17 protein-coding genes are annotated in these 14,863 nt (G+C 69.3%); 5 read left to right on the forward strand and 12 right to left on the reverse strand.

Annotation, left to right across the window (positions count from 1 at the left end):
* The 5 genes from rpsD to infA form a co-directional block, all read right to left on the reverse strand.
* Positions 1-609 carry a 30S ribosomal protein S4 gene (gene rpsD, locus ACFQW8_RS03580; protein WP_009775925.1) on the reverse strand — a complete coding sequence of 203 codons (609 nt, stop codon included), beginning with the start codon at positions 607-609 and terminating at the stop codon, positions 1-3.
* A 32-nt stretch (positions 610-641) separates the two neighbouring features.
* Positions 642-1,046, reverse strand: a complete 405-nt coding sequence (gene rpsK, locus ACFQW8_RS03585) for a 30S ribosomal protein S11 (RefSeq protein ID WP_009775926.1) — start codon at positions 1,044-1,046, stop codon at positions 642-644.
* Positions 1,046-1,423, reverse strand: coding sequence for a 30S ribosomal protein S13 (rpsM, locus tag ACFQW8_RS03590; protein ID WP_009775927.1), 378 nt, complete (start codon positions 1,421-1,423; stop codon positions 1,046-1,048). Before rpsM ends, rpsK begins: the two co-directional genes overlap by 1 nt.
* A 225-nt stretch (positions 1,424-1,648) precedes the next feature.
* On the reverse strand, positions 1,649-1,762 hold the full coding sequence (gene rpmJ, locus ACFQW8_RS03595) for a 50S ribosomal protein L36 (protein ID WP_009775928.1): 114 nt from the start codon (positions 1,760-1,762) through the stop codon (positions 1,649-1,651).
* 95 nt (positions 1,763-1,857) lie between these two features.
* Complete coding sequence (gene infA, locus ACFQW8_RS03600) at positions 1,858-2,079, reverse strand: translation initiation factor IF-1 (RefSeq protein WP_006946284.1); 222 nt, start codon at positions 2,077-2,079, stop codon at positions 1,858-1,860.
* A 278-nt stretch (positions 2,080-2,357) separates the two neighbouring features.
* Between infA and ACFQW8_RS03605 the strand changes: the two genes are divergently transcribed.
* Entirely contained in the window at positions 2,358-3,611 is a 1,254-nt protein-coding gene (locus tag ACFQW8_RS03605; protein WP_380085605.1) for a CPBP family intramembrane glutamic endopeptidase, read from the forward strand.
* Positions 3,612-3,628: 17 nt separating this feature from the next.
* On the opposite strand, the gene meaB is transcribed toward ACFQW8_RS03605, so the two are convergent.
* The 3 genes from meaB to ACFQW8_RS03620 form a co-directional block, all read right to left on the reverse strand.
* Positions 3,629-4,597 carry a methylmalonyl Co-A mutase-associated GTPase MeaB gene (gene meaB, locus ACFQW8_RS03610; RefSeq protein WP_380085606.1) on the reverse strand — a complete coding sequence of 323 codons (969 nt, stop codon included), beginning with the start codon at positions 4,595-4,597 and terminating at the stop codon, positions 3,629-3,631.
* Positions 4,594-6,786, reverse strand: a complete 2,193-nt coding sequence (gene scpA / locus ACFQW8_RS03615; RefSeq protein WP_380085607.1) for a methylmalonyl-CoA mutase — start codon at positions 6,784-6,786, stop codon at positions 4,594-4,596. The genes meaB and scpA overlap by 4 nt, the downstream gene beginning before the upstream one ends.
* A gap of 244 nt (positions 6,787-7,030) precedes the next feature.
* Positions 7,031-8,746, reverse strand: coding sequence for a methylmalonyl-CoA mutase subunit beta (locus ACFQW8_RS03620; protein ID WP_380085608.1), 1,716 nt, complete (start codon positions 8,744-8,746; stop codon positions 7,031-7,033).
* 173 nt (positions 8,747-8,919) lie between these two features.
* On the opposite strand from ACFQW8_RS03620, the gene ACFQW8_RS03625 reads away from it, so the two are divergent.
* Positions 8,920-9,696 (forward strand): hypothetical protein, encoded by a 777-nt coding sequence (locus ACFQW8_RS03625; protein WP_380085609.1) that lies wholly within the window; start codon positions 8,920-8,922, stop codon positions 9,694-9,696.
* Positions 9,697-9,755: 59 nt separating this feature from the next.
* Here ACFQW8_RS03625 and ACFQW8_RS03630 read toward each other — a convergent pair whose 3' ends face one another.
* Positions 9,756-10,256, reverse strand: coding sequence for a winged helix-turn-helix transcriptional regulator (locus ACFQW8_RS03630; RefSeq protein WP_380085610.1), 501 nt, complete (start codon positions 10,254-10,256; stop codon positions 9,756-9,758).
* 123 nt (positions 10,257-10,379) lie between these two features.
* Here ACFQW8_RS03630 and ACFQW8_RS03635 point away from each other — a divergent pair, with 123 nt between their 5' ends.
* Genes ACFQW8_RS03635 through ACFQW8_RS03645 form a run of 3 tightly spaced genes read left to right on the forward strand, consistent with a single transcriptional unit; the run spans position 10,380 to position 12,281 of the window.
* The gene (locus ACFQW8_RS03635) at positions 10,380-11,024 is read left to right on the forward strand and encodes a dihydrofolate reductase family protein (protein ID WP_380085611.1); all 645 of its coding nucleotides are present in this window, start codon (positions 10,380-10,382) and stop codon (positions 11,022-11,024) included.
* Positions 11,024-11,635, forward strand: coding sequence for a dihydrofolate reductase family protein (locus tag ACFQW8_RS03640; protein ID WP_380085612.1), 612 nt, complete (start codon positions 11,024-11,026; stop codon positions 11,633-11,635). The genes ACFQW8_RS03635 and ACFQW8_RS03640 overlap by 1 nt, the downstream gene beginning before the upstream one ends.
* Positions 11,589-12,281: an SgcJ/EcaC family oxidoreductase gene (locus tag ACFQW8_RS03645; RefSeq protein WP_380085613.1), complete on the forward strand. Its 693-nt coding sequence runs from the start codon at positions 11,589-11,591 to the stop codon at positions 12,279-12,281. Before ACFQW8_RS03640 ends, ACFQW8_RS03645 begins: the two co-directional genes overlap by 47 nt.
* A 7-nt stretch (positions 12,282-12,288) precedes the next feature.
* On the opposite strand, the gene ACFQW8_RS03650 is transcribed toward ACFQW8_RS03645, so the two are convergent.
* The 3 genes from ACFQW8_RS03650 to ACFQW8_RS03660 all read right to left on the reverse strand — a co-directional run bounded on the left by ACFQW8_RS03650 (position 12,289) and on the right by ACFQW8_RS03660 (position 14,842).
* On the reverse strand, positions 12,289-13,311 hold the full coding sequence (locus ACFQW8_RS03650; protein ID WP_380085614.1) for an LLM class flavin-dependent oxidoreductase: 1,023 nt from the start codon (positions 13,309-13,311) through the stop codon (positions 12,289-12,291).
* Positions 13,312-13,365: 54 nt separating this feature from the next.
* A complete protein-coding gene (gene map, locus ACFQW8_RS03655; RefSeq protein WP_380085615.1) occupies positions 13,366-14,214 on the reverse strand; it encodes a type I methionyl aminopeptidase in 849 nt (282 codons plus the stop codon).
* Positions 14,215-14,284: 70 nt separating this feature from the next.
* Positions 14,285-14,842 carry an NADPH-dependent FMN reductase gene (locus ACFQW8_RS03660; protein ID WP_380085616.1) on the reverse strand — a complete coding sequence of 186 codons (558 nt, stop codon included), beginning with the start codon at positions 14,840-14,842 and terminating at the stop codon, positions 14,285-14,287.
* Positions 14,843-14,863: the final 21 nt, after the last annotated feature.

Consider the following 14,863-nt stretch of genomic DNA (forward strand, 5'->3'; position numbering starts at 1 on the left):
TCAGTTCTTCGAGTAGAACTCGACGATGAGCTGCTCGGTCAGGATCGAGTCGATCTGCGCCCGGATGGGGAGCGAGTGGATCAGGATCTGGAGCGAGCCCGGGACGACCTGCAGCCAGGCCGGGGTCGGGCGGTCGCCGAAGGTCTCACGCGCGAGCTGGAGCGGGAACGTCTCCACCGACTGCTTGCGCACGGTGATGATGTCGTACTGCTCCACGCGGTAGGACGGGACGTCGACGCGCTTGCCGTTGACCTCGAAGTGGCCGTGCGTGACGAGCTGGCGCGCGGCACGGCGAGTGCGGGCCAGGCCCGCGCGGTAGATGACGTTGTCGAGTCGCGACTCGAGGATCGTCAGGATGTTCTCACCGGTCTTGCCGGGGCGGTTCGCCGCTTCCTTGTAGTAGCGGCGGAACTGCTTCTCCATGACGCCGTAGGTGAAGCGGGCCTTCTGCTTCTCCTGCAGCTGGGTGAGGTACTCCTTCTCCTGCATCCGGCGACGGCCGTGCTGGCCGGGCGGGAAGGGGCGGAGGTCGAAGTTCTTGTCGCCACCGACGAGGTCAACCCTCAGACGACGCGACTTCTTGGTGATGGGGCCGGTATAACGAGCCATGTTCTAGTTCTCTTTCCGTCTTCTCGCGGCGATCAGACGCGGCGGCGCTTGGGCGGGCGGACACCGTTGTGCGGTGAGGGCGTGACGTCCTGGATCGAACCGACCTCGAGACCGGCAGCGGTCAGCGAGCGGATCGCGGTCTCGCGACCCGAACCCGGGCCCTTGACGAAGACGTCGACCTTGCGCACGCCGTGGTCCATGGCGCGACGGGCAGCAGCCTCGGCGGCGGTCTGCGCGGCGAACGGGGTGGACTTGCGCGAGCCCTTGAAGCCGACCTGGCCGGCGGAGGCCCAGGCGATGACGGCCCCGGTGGGGTCGGTGATCGAGATGATCGTGTTGTTGAACGTCGACTTGATGTGGGCCTGACCCACGGGAACGTTCTTCTTGTCCTTGCGGCGCACCTTCTTGGCGCCGGCCAAACGGCCCTTGGGAGGCATTACTTACCAACCTTCTTCTTGCCGGCGACGGTGCGCTTCGGGCCCTTGCGGGTACGCGCGTTGGTCTTGGTCCGCTGACCGTGGACGGGGAGGCCCGAACGGTGACGGCGACCCTGGTAGGACCCGATCTCGACCTTGCGGCGGATGTCGGCCTGGACCTCACGGCGGAGGTCACCCTCGACCTTGAGGTTCTCGTCGATCCAGTCGCGCAGGGCGACGAGGTTGACGTCGGTGAGGTCCTTGACGCGGACGTTGGGGTCGATGCCGGTGGCGGCAAGGGCCTTCTGCGAGCTGGAGCGCCCCACACCGAAGATGTAGGTCAATGCGATCTCGACGCGCTTCTCGCGCGGCAGATCGACTCCTTGGAGACGTGCCATCGTGTGATGGTTCCTGTTCTGGTTTTCCGGAGGTCTGGTGCAGTCGCCGGTCCGGAACTCTGGTCCGGTCCTCGGCCTCCGGGCCGAGGGTGACGTCCCGCGCTCACCTCTGACAGGTGACGGACACGGGGGTCGGGCGCTGCGTTCTCAGTCATGTACTTGTGCGTGTGCTCGAAGGCTGTGGCCTCGTGCAGGTCCTGACTGCTCAGGACGATCAGGCTGTGACTAACCCTGGCGCTGCTTGTGGCGCGGGTTCTCGCAGATGACCATGACCCGACCGTTGCGGCGGATCACCTTGCACTTGTCACAGATCTTCTTGACGCTCGGCTGAACCTTCATTGCCTCTGCTGTCTTGTCGATCCTCCCGACACGGCGGAAGCCGCACGGGTTCTTGCTGGGATGCTGCAGAACTACTGCCTCACGGATCAGACCGGTCAGCGGTAGCGGAAGACGATGCGGCCTCGGGTCAGGTCGTAGGGGCTGAGCTCCACCACCACGCGGTCCTCGGGGAGGATCCGGATGTAGTGCTGGCGCATCTTGCCCGAGATGTGGGCGAGCACCTTGTGACCGTTGGTGAGCTCCACGCGGAACATCGCGTTGGGGAGCGCTTCAACGATGGTGCCCTCGATCTCGATGACGCCGTCCTTCTTGGCCATACCCTCTCAATCCGTTGCTGGTCCCACCCTGGGTGCGGCACGAGGCCACCAGTGAAACCATGGAGACGCGGCTCGTGCTAGTTCCAGGCATGCGTGAACGCACACGAGACCGACGCTCCATCCTACGGGAGCCCGCGCTGAGCACGAAATCGATGTATGCCGTGCCGCAGGCCCGTCGACGTGCGTGGGCTCCGTCGGTCGCTCGGGTCTGCCGGCCCGCGGAACCCGGCACGGGCCCGATGCGTGCTCGGCCGCGCCCGACAGCGAGACTTGACGGCATGAACGTGCGCATCGCCGTCGTGGGGGATCCCGGCCAGGAGCCTCACCAGCGCTCGCTCTCCCAGGCACGAGCTCTCTCCGTCGGCGCCGCCGCAGACCTGGAGTGGTCGCCGTTCGCCCCCTGGGAGCTGGGGGACGGGCGCCTCGACGGCTTCGATGCCCTCTGGCTGATGGCCTGGCCGCAGGACGCCGAGTCCGAACCAGTCCGCCGAGCCGCGTGGGTGGCCCACCAGCAGGGCACCGCGGTCGTCGTCTCCCCCACCGAGCCACCCCGGTGGTTCGTCGAGCTCGCACGGCAGCGGGCGGCATACCGGATTCGGGGCGAGGTGGAGCGCACCAGAGCCGCCGAGCTCGAGGCGGCCGAGCGCGAGCCGCGGACCTACGTCCACCAGATGCGTGGCCCGCGTCACCGCTGGTGGCGGCCGCTCGTCGCCCTGGCCGTCGCGGTCGCCGTGGCGGTGGCCTGTGTCATCGCCCTGCTCGTGCCCAGCGGGCTCGGCGGCCTCATGGACAGCGAGGAGTCCCTCGTCGACCCGTTGAACCCGTGGGCAGCCCTGGTCACCAACCTCCTGCTTGCCAGCCTCATCCCGGCGACTCTGGTCGGGGTCTGGGCGGGCTTCCGGCGGAGTCCGTGGCGGGTTCTGTCAGTGGCCGGGCGTCTGCGGTGGGGGTGGCTGGGCTGGTGCACCCTCGTGGTCACCCCGTTGTGGGCGGCCTACCTCGCCGTGAGCTGGGTGGTGTTCGAGCAGGAGGTGCTCGACCGGCCCGACCACTGGGCGGCGCTCATCGTCGTCACGCTGCTCACCACTCCCCTGCAGGCGGCCGGTGAGGAGCTCGCCTTCCGGGGCGGGCTCGTCCAGGGAGTCGGAGCGTGGTTCCGCTCCCCCGTGGTGGCCCTGATCATCACTGCCGTCCTGTCGACGGCGTTCTTCGCGGCCGCGCACGGGTCCGCGGACCCGTGGATCATCATCGAGCTCGGCTCCCTGGCGCTCGCGGGCTGCTGGTTGGCGTGGCGCACCGGCGGCCTCGAGGCCGTCATCGTGCTGCACGTGGTCAACAACCTGCTCATCATGGTGACCGGCATCCTCCTCGGTGGGCTCGAGGAGTCGTTCGTCGACGGAGCCAGCGAGGGGTCACCCGTGTCGGCAGCGATGAACGTCGTCGCCACGGCGCTCGTGTCGGCCGTCCTGCTGTGGTTGGCCCGCCGTCGGGGCGTGGCGCCGGCCGGGTGGCGCACCCCCGCACGGGCCTGAGCTCCGTCCGCGGGCGGTCAGCGCCCGAAGGCGGCGAGGATCTTGCTCGCTGCGTCGACGGCGCTGAGCTCCCCCGACCTGACGGCGGCCTCGATCCGCGCGCGCTGCTCCCTGACCTCGGGGGCGGCGCGCACGGCATCGGTGAGGTGCGCGTCGACGAGCGCCCACATCCAGTCCTGCTGCTGCTGGGCACGCCGAGCCTCGAGGGACCCCTCGGACTCGAGGTGGGCGCGGTGCTCGAGCACTGCGGCCCAGACCTCGTCGAGCCCGGCACCGGTGAGGGCCGAGCAGGTCAGCACCGCCGGACGACGCACGTCGGCGCCCGGGAGCATGAGTCGCATCGCCGAGGTGAGGTCCTTGGCTGCACCCTTGGCCGGCAGCTCACCGTCACCGTCAGCCTTGTTGACCGCGATGACGTCGGCGAGCTCGAGGATGCCGCGCTTGATCCCCTGCAGCTGGTCGCCGGCCCGGGCCAGAGTCAGCAGCAGGAACGTGTCGACCATCTCGGACACGGCGATCTCGTTCTGGCCCACCCCCACGGTCTCGACGATGACGACGTCGAAACCTGCTGCCTCGAGGACGAGCATCGACTCGCGGGTCGCCCGCGCCACTCCCCCGAGGTGCCGTCCGCTGGGACTCGGCCGGACGAAGGCGCGGTCGCTGGCACTGAGCTCACCCATCCGTGTGCGGTCGCCCAGGATCGAGCCACCGGTCCGCCGCGAGCTGGGGTCGACGGCGACGACAGCCACCTGGTGGCCCGCCTCGATGAGGCGTTGGCCCATGGCGTTGATGAAGGTCGACTTGCCAGACCCCGGAACGCCCGAGACCCCCACGCGCACAGCCGAACCCGTGTATACCGCGAGCTCGGTGAGCAGAGCGCGTGCCCGCTCGCGGTGGTCGGGTCGCGTGGACTCGACGAGCGTGATCGCTCGGGCGACGTCGGTCCGCGAGCCGGCGCGGATCCCGTCGAACAGCTCGTCGGTCACTCGCCGGCCCGGGAAGCTGCGTCCAGACGAGCACGCAGGTCACCGATGAGGCTCATCGCCGCAGTCGCGATGACCGTCCCGGGTAGGTAGATCGCGTCGGCGCCGGCGGCCCGGAGGTCGTCGAAGTCCTGGGTGGGGATGACACCGCCCACGACGATCATGAGGTCCTCACGACCCAGCGCATCGAGCTCCCTGCGCAAGGCGGGCACGAGTGTGAGGTGGCCGGCCGCGAGCGAGGACACACCCACGACGTGCACGTCGGACTCGACCGCCTGGCGCGCCACCTCGGTCGGCGTCTGGAAGAGGGGGCCGACGTCGACGTCGAAGCCGAGGTCGGCGAAGGCCGTCGCGATGACCTTCTGCCCGCGGTCGTGGCCGTCCTGGCCCATCTTGGCGACGAGGATGCGCGGGCGGCGACCCTCCGCCTCCTCGAACTGCTCGACGAGTCCCTGAGCCCTGCGCACGTTGGCGTCGGCGCCGGCCTCGTCGGAGTACACGCCACCGATCGTACGGATCTGTGCGGTGTAGCGGCCGAACGCCTCCTCCATCGCGGCCGACATCTCTCCCACGGTGGCCTTGGCACGGGCCGCGTCGATCGCCAGCGCCAGCAGGTTGGTGTCCAGCGTGCCGTCGGAACCATCGCGAGCCGCCGCGGTCAGGCGCTCCAGGGCGACACGGCACACCTCGTCGTCTCGCTCCGCCCGCAGTCGCTCAAGCTTGGCGATCTGGCTGGCCCGCACCGCCGCGTTGTCGACCTTGAGCACCTCGAAGGGCTCGTCGCCGTCCGGCACATAGCGGTTGACGCCGATGACCGGCTGCTGGCCGGAGTCGATGCGCGCCTGGGTGCGGGCGGCCGCCTCCTCGATGCGCATCTTGGGGATGCCGGCCTCGATCGCCTTGGCCATGCCGCCGGCGGCCTCGACCTCCTGGATGTGCGACCACGCACGCTCGGCGATGTCGTGGGTGAGCCTCTCGACGTAGGCCGAGCCGCCCCACGGGTCGATGGTGCGCGTCGTGCCCGACTCCTGCTGGAGGACGAGCTGGGTGTTGCGGGCGATCCGCGCGCTGAAGTCGGTGGGCAGGGCGATGGCCTCGTCGAGGGCATTCGTGTGCAGGCTCTGCGTGTGGCCCTGCGTCGCCGCCATCGCCTCGATGCAGGTGCGGACGACGTTGTTGTAGACGTCCTGGGCGGTGAGCGACCAGCCGCTGGTCTGGCAGTGGGTTCGCAGGCTGAGCGACTTGGCGCTCTTGGCGCCCTGCTCCTCGACCAGCCGCGCCCAGAGCAGGCGGGCCGCGCGCATCTTGGCGACCTCCATGAAGAAGTTCATCCCGATGGCCCAGAAGAAGGACAGCCGAGGGGCGAACCGGTCGACGTCGAGCCCGACCGCCTTGCCTGCGCGGAGGTACTCGATGCCGTCGGCGAGCGTGTAGGCGAGCTCGAGGTCCTGTGTCGCTCCGGCCTCCTGCATGTGGTAGCCCGAGATGGAGATGGAGTTGTAGCGCGGCATCCTCTCGGAGGTGAAGGCGAAGATGTCGCTGATGATCCGCATGGAGGGCTCCGGCGGATAGATGTAGGTGTTGCGGACCATGAACTCCTTGAGGATGTCGTTCTGGATGGTCCCGGAGAGCTGTTCCGGTGCGACGCCCTGCTCCTCCGCTGCGACGACGAAGAGCGCGAGCACGGGGATCACCGCGCCGTTCATCGTCATCGACACCGACATCTGGTCGAGCGGGATGCCCTCGAAGAGGGTGCGCATGTCATAGATCGAGTCGATGGCGACACCGGCCATGCCGACGTCACCCTCGACGCGAGGATGGTCGCTGTCGTAGCCGCGGTGGGTCGCGAGGTCGAACGCCACGCTCAGGCCCTTCTGCCCACCGGCCAGGTTGCGGCGGTAGAAGGCGTTGGACTCCTCCGCGGTCGAGAACCCGGCGTACTGGCGGATCGTCCACGGCTGGTTGACGTACATCGTCGGGTAGGGGCCACGCAGGTAGGGCGGCGCACCGGGGATCGTCTCGAGGAAGTCGAGGCCCTCGAGGTCGGCGTCGGTGTAGAGCGGCGGCACCTCGATCTGCTCCGGGGTGACCCAAGCCTCCACACCCAGGTCGGGCGCCGGGGTGCCGTCGGCCGAGCCACCGGGGCGGCCGTCGCCGAGGTCCACGCGGGTGAAGTCGGGGATGACGCTCATGCGGGGACCTCGCGAAGTATCTGGAGGAGCGAAGCGGGGGAAGAACTTCGTGGGGTGCTCATGCGGGGTCCTCGCGAAGTATCTGGAGGAGCGAAGCGGGGGAAGAACTTCGTGGGGTGCTCATGCGGGGTCCTCGCGAAGTATCTGGAGGAGCGAAGCGGGGGAAGAACTTCGTGGGGTGCTCATGCGGGGTCCTCGCGAAGTATCTGCAGGAGCGAAGCGGGGGAAGAACTTCGTGGGGTGCTCATGCTGGCGCTCCGATCTCGTCGAGGAGGGCGGAGAGGAAGGCGACCACGTCCATGCCGGCGGTGACACCCTCGTAGCCCGTGTCGCTGCCTGACAGGACGGCTGCGGACTCGCCCTCGGCCTCGACGGCCTCGATGCCGGCCACCGTGAGGAGGTTGACGGCGTCGACGCGCCGGTCGGCGGCGCGAGGGACGTCGAGGGTCGGCACGGCGACGCGGGGTGCGTGTCCGTGCTCCGTTGCGTATGCCGCCGAGCGGTCCCGAAGCGCTTCAAAGATCGCCGAGTCCCGCTGTGGCACAAGGGCGTTGGCCTGCACGGCCAACTCGGCGCGCGGCACCCGTGCCATTGGGGTCTCGCCCGCCAGCGGGAAGGTGCTCACCCCGGTGATGGGCGTGCTGCGGGTCGCCAGGCTGCTGACCCGCTCAGCTCGGGCCGTCGAGATGCGCTGTGCCACAGTGCCGTTGGCCAGCGCGTCGGCCATCCCACCCTCGGCCTCGACATCCTGGAAGGCGGACCATGCAGCCTTCGCGACGTCATCGGTGAGGGTCTCGACATACCAGGAGCCACCCGCCGGGTCGGTGACGCGGGCGACGTTGGACTCCTCCGCCAGGAGGATCTGCGTGTTGCGAGCAACGCGTCGGGAGAACGGTGTCGGCAGTCCGGACACGGTGTCGAACGGCAGCACGGTGATGGCGTCGGCACCGCCGATGCTGGCCCCGAAGGTCGCGAGCGTGCTGCGCAGGATGTTGGTCCAGGCGTCATCGCGCGTGAACATGCGCCGCGAGGTCACCGCGTGCGTGCGGGCACCCCGCAGCTGCTCAGGAACGCCGACGCTCTCGCCGATGCGTGCCCATGTCCGACGCAGGGCGCGCAGGGCGGCCGCGGTGAGGAACTGGTCGGCGCTCGCGCTCACCCGGAAGTCGATGTGGCGGAAGGCCTCGACGACGTCGACGCCCTCGGCCTCGAGGTGACGGAGGTAGCCCACGCCCGTCGCGAGCGCGAACCCGATCTCGTCGGTGACGGTCGCGCCGGCGTCCGTGTGGACGCGCGCGTCGACGGTGATCGCACGGACCTCACCGTGGTCGACGAGGCGGCGGACGGCCTCCGCCAGCGGCTCGAGGTCGACCGGTCGGCCCGTTCGTGCGGCCGCACCGATCGGGTCGTGCCCGAGGTTGCCGGAGGCGGCAGGGGAACCGGACAGGACGGCATACAGGGCATCCGCTGCAGCGATCTGGTCGTCCCACGAGGAGACGACGACCGGCGCGAGGTCGAGCCGGACATCGGCGAGTGCCTCGGCGACGTGAGCGGGTGCCAGTCCGTCGGCACCGACGTGGAGCCAGACGGAGGTGACGCCGTTCTCGAGGTCGGCGAGCACCAGCTTGCGCGTCGTCGGGGCATCGGGGTCGTCGTGGAGCTGTCGGACGTCCCACGGGACGTCCGCGTCGCGCAGCGCCCGCCCGCGGGTGAACGGCATCGCACCGGGCAGGCCTAGCGGAGTCGCAGCGGATGGCTTCGTGTAGAGCGGCTGGATGTCGAGCCCGCCCTCAAGGTGTGAGTGCATCGACGCGACCGCGGCCTCACCGCTCAGGTGCTCGTCCTCGGGTCGCCCCTTGTTGACGACGGCGCCCACGAGCTCGCGCCACTGCTCCTGGGTCCGCTCCGGGAAGTGTGCCGCCAGCGCCATCGCCGCGGGCCGCTTCGGGGCCACCGTCATCCACCGCTCCTCAGCCGATCGGGTCGGTCCGCACCTGACGCGAGGTCTGCGAACCTCTCGTCACCCTACCGGCGGCGGAGGCGTGCGCCGACGAGAGTTTGGGCACACGTCACGCCGTGCCGCACGCGGGAGGAGAGCATTGACTCGGCCACCCCCGGGCGTACGATCACGAGATGGTCTCGTCGAAGGAGCTCACCTCCTCGACCCTGCGCAGACTCGTGGCCGGCGCCGCCGCGAGCCTCTCGGTCCTGGCCGTGAGCGCGGGCCCGGCCGGTGCGCAGGCCGATCCGGAGGCTCCCTGCACCTACGCCGACCTCGTGCTTCCTCCCCGCGTCGGCATCTCCAGCCGCTACACGTATCCGGCTGCCGAGGTCGAGACCGACTGCTGGCCCCCGGCCGAATCGCACCCTGAGAACTTGTCGATGAAGTGGAAGGCCCACGCTCCGAGCGGACGAGTTGGACCGGAGCCGGTCTGGTACCACTCGTTGTCGAACCCGACCCAGCGCGACCTCGACCCACCTCCGTACATCTTCGACCACACCTCGCCGGGTCGGTGGACCTGGCGGCCCGTCTCGGGCTACGTCGACCAGCGGGACTCGACGCGCGAGCTGACGGCCGACGAGATGAACACGCCGGCGGTCGATGTGCGCGTCACGTCACGTGCCGGGATCACGGCGACTCGATCCGGAGGGAAGGTGACCGTCTCGACCAGGGCCACCCGGTTCTGGACGTCCACCGCGGCCTTCGGCACGTGGGGTGGCGCGGTGGGCCTCATCCAGTACCGCGTGCCGGGCACGACCCCATGGCTCGGCCTCAAGAACGTCGCATCCGATCCGTATGGGCGCTACTCCTACACCTACACGGTGTCCGCGCGCCGCGAGTACAGAGTCCTGCTCTTCAACGCCACCCACGTCTTTGGTGGCAGCAGCACCTCGAGTGCGCCGGCCTGACCGACCAGAGGCCCACCGGCCCGAGGACTCGGGCACGCCACCGACGCGTGAGAGCCCTGTCAGCGTTGCCTGCCCGCGGCGACGGCTTCGTATGCCGCCTGCAGCCGTTCGCTCGCCCGTGGGCCGTCGCTCGGTGCCAGAGGTGTGCCGAGGTGGAGGGCTCGCAGCTCGTCCATGAGCTCGGCGACCATGGCCGCTCCGCCCTCCTCCATCACCTGCTGTCGGATGGTGAGCTCCGGGGTGGTGTCGCGGTGTGCCCGACCCCAGCTGCCGAGGGCCACGAGCACCGGCAGCGTCTGGATGCCGTCCTCGGTCAGGCTGTAGCGGGCCCGCTGGCCACGCGTCGCACCGTCACGGGTCAACAGGCCCGCAGCAACGAGGGACTTGAGCCGGGACGAGAGGACATTGCTCGCGATCCCTTCGTCGGAGCCGTTCAGCAGCTCCCGGAAGTAGCGGCGGTCGCCGAACATCATGTCGCGCAGGACGATGAGGCTCCAAGGGTCACCGAGCGCCTCCACGGCGGCGTTGATCGGGCAGCCAGAGCGTGGCTCACCGCGCATGTTTCTCCTCGTCGAACGGGGGTCGGCAGAGTGCTTGCCAATCGCAACCACTCCACTCTACGGTGATCTGTGGTTGCACTTCGCAATCACTCGCCCGGATTCCCGGACCAAGGAGAGAAGACGATGTCGGTCGTTCGCGTCACGGGATTCAGCATCTCCCTCGACGGCTTCGCCACGGGGGACGTGCAGACCCTGGACGAACCGTTCGGGCACGCCGGTCAGCGGCTCCACGAATGGATGTTCCCACCCGAGGCGGGTGGCGAGACCCGCGCCCAGTCCGGCATCGACGGAGCCCTGGCCGCCGTGAGCTGGGACGGCTCGGTTGGCGCCGAGATCATGGGTAGGCGCAAGTTCTGGCCCTATCCAGGCCCGTGGACCGACGACTCATGGCGAGGCTGGTGGGGCGAGAACCCCCCCTTCCACACCCCGGTCTTCGTCATGACCCACTACGCGCACGAGCCGATCGAGATGGAGGGCGGGACGACCTTCCACTTCACCGATGGGACACCAGAAGAGGTCCTGGCGATGGCTCGCGAGGCAGCTGGCGCCCTCGACGTCCGGATCGGTGGTGGCCCCACCATCGTCCGGGAGTTCCTCAGGGCCGGGCTCATCGACGACCTGCACCTGGTCATCGCGCCGATCGTGCTGGGCCGCGGCGAGTCCCTCTGGCAGGGCCTCGAGGGCGTCGAGTCTGAATTCGACATCCACACCGCGAACTCTGCTCGGCCCGGGGTCGTCCATCAGTTCTGGCAACGGAAGCAGCACTGATGGGACGCCTCCGCTACGGGATGCTGGTCTCCCTCGACGGCTACGCCCGCGACGCCGCGGGCTCGTTCGACTGGGCCGCCCCCGACGACGAGCTCCATGCCTACGTCAACGAGCGTGAGGGCGGCATCCGGACCTACGTCTTCGGCCGAGGGATGTGGGAGACCATGCGCTACTGGGAGAACCCGCCGGCCGTGGACCTCACGGCGCCCGAGCACGACGAGTTCGTGGCGATCTGGAAGCAGACCGACAAGGTCATCGTGTCGACGACCATGGACCCACCGTCCGAGCCCCGCACCGAGCTCTGGGCCCACCTGGACCTCCCTCGACTCGCGACCTTGGTCGGCGAGAGTCCGACCGACGTGAGCATCGGCGGTCCCACGCTCGCAGCCCACGCCCTGCAGGCCGGACTCGTCGATGAGATCACGGCATACGTCATGCCGCACGTGGCCGGCGGCGGGTTGCGATGGTTGCCCGGCGGGTTCACGAGCCGGCTCGAGCTACGAGAGCACCGCGCGTTCGACAGCGGCGCCGTCGCTGTCGTCTACGACGTCGAGAGGACAACTCGTGATCATCGTGACCGGACATCTGAGTGTCGCCGCGGACGACCGTGACCGCGTGGTGGAGCTGTCCCGCGACGCGGTCGTGGCCGCCCGTGCAAGCGCGGGGTGCCTCGACTTCGCCGTGAGCGCCGACTCGGTCGAGCGGGATCGCGTCAACATCACTGAGAGATGGACCGACCGCGAGGCACTCGACCGCTTCCGGGGCAGCGGCCCGGAGGGTGAGGTCGGAGACCTCATCCGCAGCTTCACGGTCGACGAGTTCGACCTGGCCTCGGACGAGTCGGCCGGCGACGGCATACGCGAACTTCTGGAGTCCCGGGTCACCGCCGTGAAGGCCAAGGATCTCGACGCCCTGGCGGCCGTCCTGGCCGAGGATGTCGAGTCCTTCAACGTGCTTCCACCGCACCGGATCGTGGGACGAGAAGCGGTGCTCGAGTCCGCGCGCGGATGGTTCGACGGCTACGCGTCCGACATCGGCTACGACCTGCACGACCTCACCGTGACCGCAGCTGGTGACGTGGGTTTCGCGGGCTTCCTGTATCACGTCACCGGCACCCTCGACGGTGGCGCGGACGTGGACATGTGGGTTCGCGCCACCTTGGGATGCAGGCGTCAGGACGGTGGCTGGCTGATCACGCACGACCACGAGTCCGTGCCCTGGGACCCCGAGACGGGGCTGGGCGTGCTGACGCGGTGAGACTTCGTCAGTCGCGCCAGCCCAGCCCGGGGGCGACGTGGGTGAGGATGCTCTCGAGGATGTGGGCGTTGTAGTCCACTCCGAGGGTGTTGGGGATCGTCAGCAGCACGGTGTCAGCGGCAGCGATCGCCTCGTCCTCGGCCAGCTGTCGCACCAGCTCGTCCGGCTCCGCGGCATACGACTTCCCGAACCGGGCGAGGCCGCCGTCGATCATCCCGACCTGGTCGGTGCTGCGGCGGTCCGCGCCGAAGTAGGCGTGGTCCTGCGCCGTCACCAGCGGGAAGATGCTGCGGCTCACCGATGTCCGCGGGGTGCGCTCGTGGCCGGCCTCGCGCCACGCCTCGTGGAACAGGTGGATCTGCTCGGCCTGCAGCTGGTGGAAGGGAACTCCGGTGTCCTCGGTGAGCAGGGTCGAGCTCATGAGGTTCATCCCCTGCTGCGCCGTCCACACGGCGGTCGCCCGCGAACCGGCGCCCCACCAGATGCGGTCCCGTAGCCCTTCGGAGTGCGGTTCGACGCGCAGCAGGCCGGGCGGGTTGGGGAACATCGGACGGGGGTTGGGCTCCGCGAAGCCCTCACCCTCCAGCAGGGCGAGGAACTGCGCCGTATGCCGTCTTGCCATGTCGGCGTCGGACTCACCTTCACGCGGGTCGTGCCCGAAGTGGCGGTAGCCCTCGATGACCTGCTCGGGCGATCCTCGGCTGATGCCCAGCTGAAGTCGGCCCTGCGCGATGAGGTCGGCCGCTCCCGCGTCCTCGACCATGTAGGCCGGGTTCTCGTAGCGCATGTCGATGACGCCCGTGCCCAGCTCGATCCGGCTCGCCCGAGCCCCGGCTGCGGCGAGCAGGGGGAAGGGCGACGCGAGCTGCTGGGCGAAGTGGTGCACTCTGAAGTAGGCGCCGTCGGCCCCGACCTCCTCGGCGGCGACCGCCAGCTCGATCGACTGCAGCAGCACGTCGGAGGCCGAGCGGACTGCCGACTGCGGGTGGGGGTTCCAGTGTCCGAACGACAAGAATCCGATGCGTTTCACACCTGCATACAACGCCGCGGAGCGTCGGGCATTCCTCGTGGCGGTCCCGCTCGGTCAGGTCAGGGGCGCGTAGGTGGCGCCGAGCTCGCGGAGTCGCGCCTCGCCACCGTCGACCTCGGTGAGCACCCAGAGGCCGCGCGCTGTCGCGGCCACGGTGTTCTCCCAGTGGGCCGCTCTCGAGCCGTCGTTGGTGACGACGGTCCAGTCGTCCTCGAGAACCCGGTTGGCCTCGTCGCCGAGGGTCACCATGGGCTCGATCGCGACGGTCGTCGCGTCGACGACCAGCGGCCCCTTGCCGCTCACGCGATAGTTCGGCACCTGGGGGTCCATGTGCATCGACGTGCCGATGCCGTGACCGACGTAGTCCTCGACGATGCCGTACTCGCGGCCTCGCCGTTGCCCCGAGGCGGTGATGCTGTCCTCGACGGCCTCACCCACGGCATACAGGCTCTTGCCGACGGCCAGGGCGGCGATGCCCGCCCACATCGAGGCCTCGGTGTCGTCGATGAGCTCGAGGTCCTCGGGGCGAGCGGCCTCTCGCCCTCCGACGATGACCGAGATGGCGGCGTCGCCGTGCCACCCCTGCACGATGGCGCCGCAGTCGATCGACAGCAGGTCGCCCTCGATCAGGGTCCGCGATCCCGGGATGCCGTGCACGACCTCGTCGTTGACCGACGTGCAGAGGGTGCCCGTGAAGCCGTGGTAGCCCAGGAAGCTCGGGACGCCACCACCGTCGCGGATGTGGGTCTCGGCCAGAGCGTCGAGCTCCTTGGTCGTCAGGCCCGGACGGACCGCCTCGCTGACCAGCCGGAGGGTCTGCCCGACGAGGAGCCCGGCTGCGCGCATGAGCAGCACCTGCTCGTGAGTCTTGGCCTCGATGCGCTCACGTCCGAACAGTCCCATGCAGGGCAACCTACAGCGACGCCTCCCGCTCCCCCGAATCCCGGGACGGAGCGAGAGGCGCCAAGATCGGTCAGGACTGGGCCGGGACCTCGTCGAGGTCGAGGACCTTGCCATGGAGGGCGTCCAGCAGCTCACGCAGCTCGGCCGCGACCGGGTCGCCCTCGGCGACGACCCCATCGGTGCTCAGCTGCTCCGGGAAGCTCAGCCCGACCTGACCCACGACCTCGGCCTTGACGTGCGTGAGGACCTTGGTGAGGTCGGCAGCCGCGTCGCTGGCGCCCGACCAGCCGTAGCCGACGATCGCGATCGGCTTGGAGTCCCACTCGGCGAAGAGGTAGTCGATGGCGTTCTTGATCGGCGCCGGGAAGCTGCGGTTGTACTGCGGGGTCACGACGACGACGGCGTCGGACTCGAAGATCTCGCTCGCCCACGCCTGCGTGTGGGGGTGGCGGTAGTTGCCCTTCATCGGGGCGTCCTCCTCGTCGAGGAAGGGGAGCCCGATCTCGGCGAGGTCGAGGATCTTGACCTCCCACTGCTCCGGGGCGGCCTGCTCACTCACCCACTGGGTGACCTTGTGGCCGATGCGGGACGGACGGGTGCTGGAGACGATGATGCGCAGTTGATTCACATTTCAACCAACCGGGTATGC

The sequence above is a fragment of the Knoellia altitudinis genome (assembly GCF_042666355.1).
Classification (GTDB): Bacteria; Actinomycetota; Actinomycetes; order Actinomycetales; family Dermatophilaceae; genus Knoellia; species Knoellia altitudinis.

What these genes read in the sequence shown, in the direction of transcription:
- ACFQW8_RS03630 (WP_380085610.1), bottom strand. Translation starts at nt 10,256, where the DNA reads ATGCGCGGTGAGCCACGCTCTGGCTGCCCGATCAACGCCGCCGTGGAG.
- rpsD (WP_009775925.1), bottom strand. Translation starts at nt 609, where the DNA reads ATGGCTCGTTATACCGGCCCCATCACCAAGAAGTCGCGTCGTCTGAGG.
- rpmJ (WP_009775928.1), bottom strand. Translation starts at nt 1,762, where the DNA reads ATGAAGGTTCAGCCGAGCGTCAAGAAGATCTGTGACAAGTGCAAGGTG.
- rpsK (WP_009775926.1), bottom strand. Translation starts at nt 1,046, where the DNA reads ATGCCTCCCAAGGGCCGTTTGGCCGGCGCCAAGAAGGTGCGCCGCAAG.
- ACFQW8_RS03605 (WP_380085605.1), top strand. Translation starts at nt 2,358, where the DNA reads ATGAACGTGCGCATCGCCGTCGTGGGGGATCCCGGCCAGGAGCCTCAC.
- infA (WP_006946284.1), bottom strand. Translation starts at nt 2,079, where the DNA reads ATGGCCAAGAAGGACGGCGTCATCGAGATCGAGGGCACCATCGTTGAA.
- scpA (WP_380085607.1), bottom strand. Translation starts at nt 6,786, where the DNA reads ATGAGCGTCATCCCCGACTTCACCCGCGTGGACCTCGGCGACGGCCGC.
- ACFQW8_RS03620 (WP_380085608.1), bottom strand. Translation starts at nt 8,746, where the DNA reads ATGACGGTGGCCCCGAAGCGGCCCGCGGCGATGGCGCTGGCGGCACAC.
- rpsM (WP_009775927.1), bottom strand. Translation starts at nt 1,423, where the DNA reads ATGGCACGTCTCCAAGGAGTCGATCTGCCGCGCGAGAAGCGCGTCGAG.
- map (WP_380085615.1), bottom strand. Translation starts at nt 14,214, where the DNA reads ATGGGACTGTTCGGACGTGAGCGCATCGAGGCCAAGACTCACGAGCAG.
- ACFQW8_RS03640 (WP_380085612.1), top strand. Translation starts at nt 11,024, where the DNA reads ATGGGACGCCTCCGCTACGGGATGCTGGTCTCCCTCGACGGCTACGCC.
- ACFQW8_RS03635 (WP_380085611.1), top strand. Translation starts at nt 10,380, where the DNA reads ATGTCGGTCGTTCGCGTCACGGGATTCAGCATCTCCCTCGACGGCTTC.
- ACFQW8_RS03625 (WP_380085609.1), top strand. Translation starts at nt 8,920, where the DNA reads ATGGTCTCGTCGAAGGAGCTCACCTCCTCGACCCTGCGCAGACTCGTG.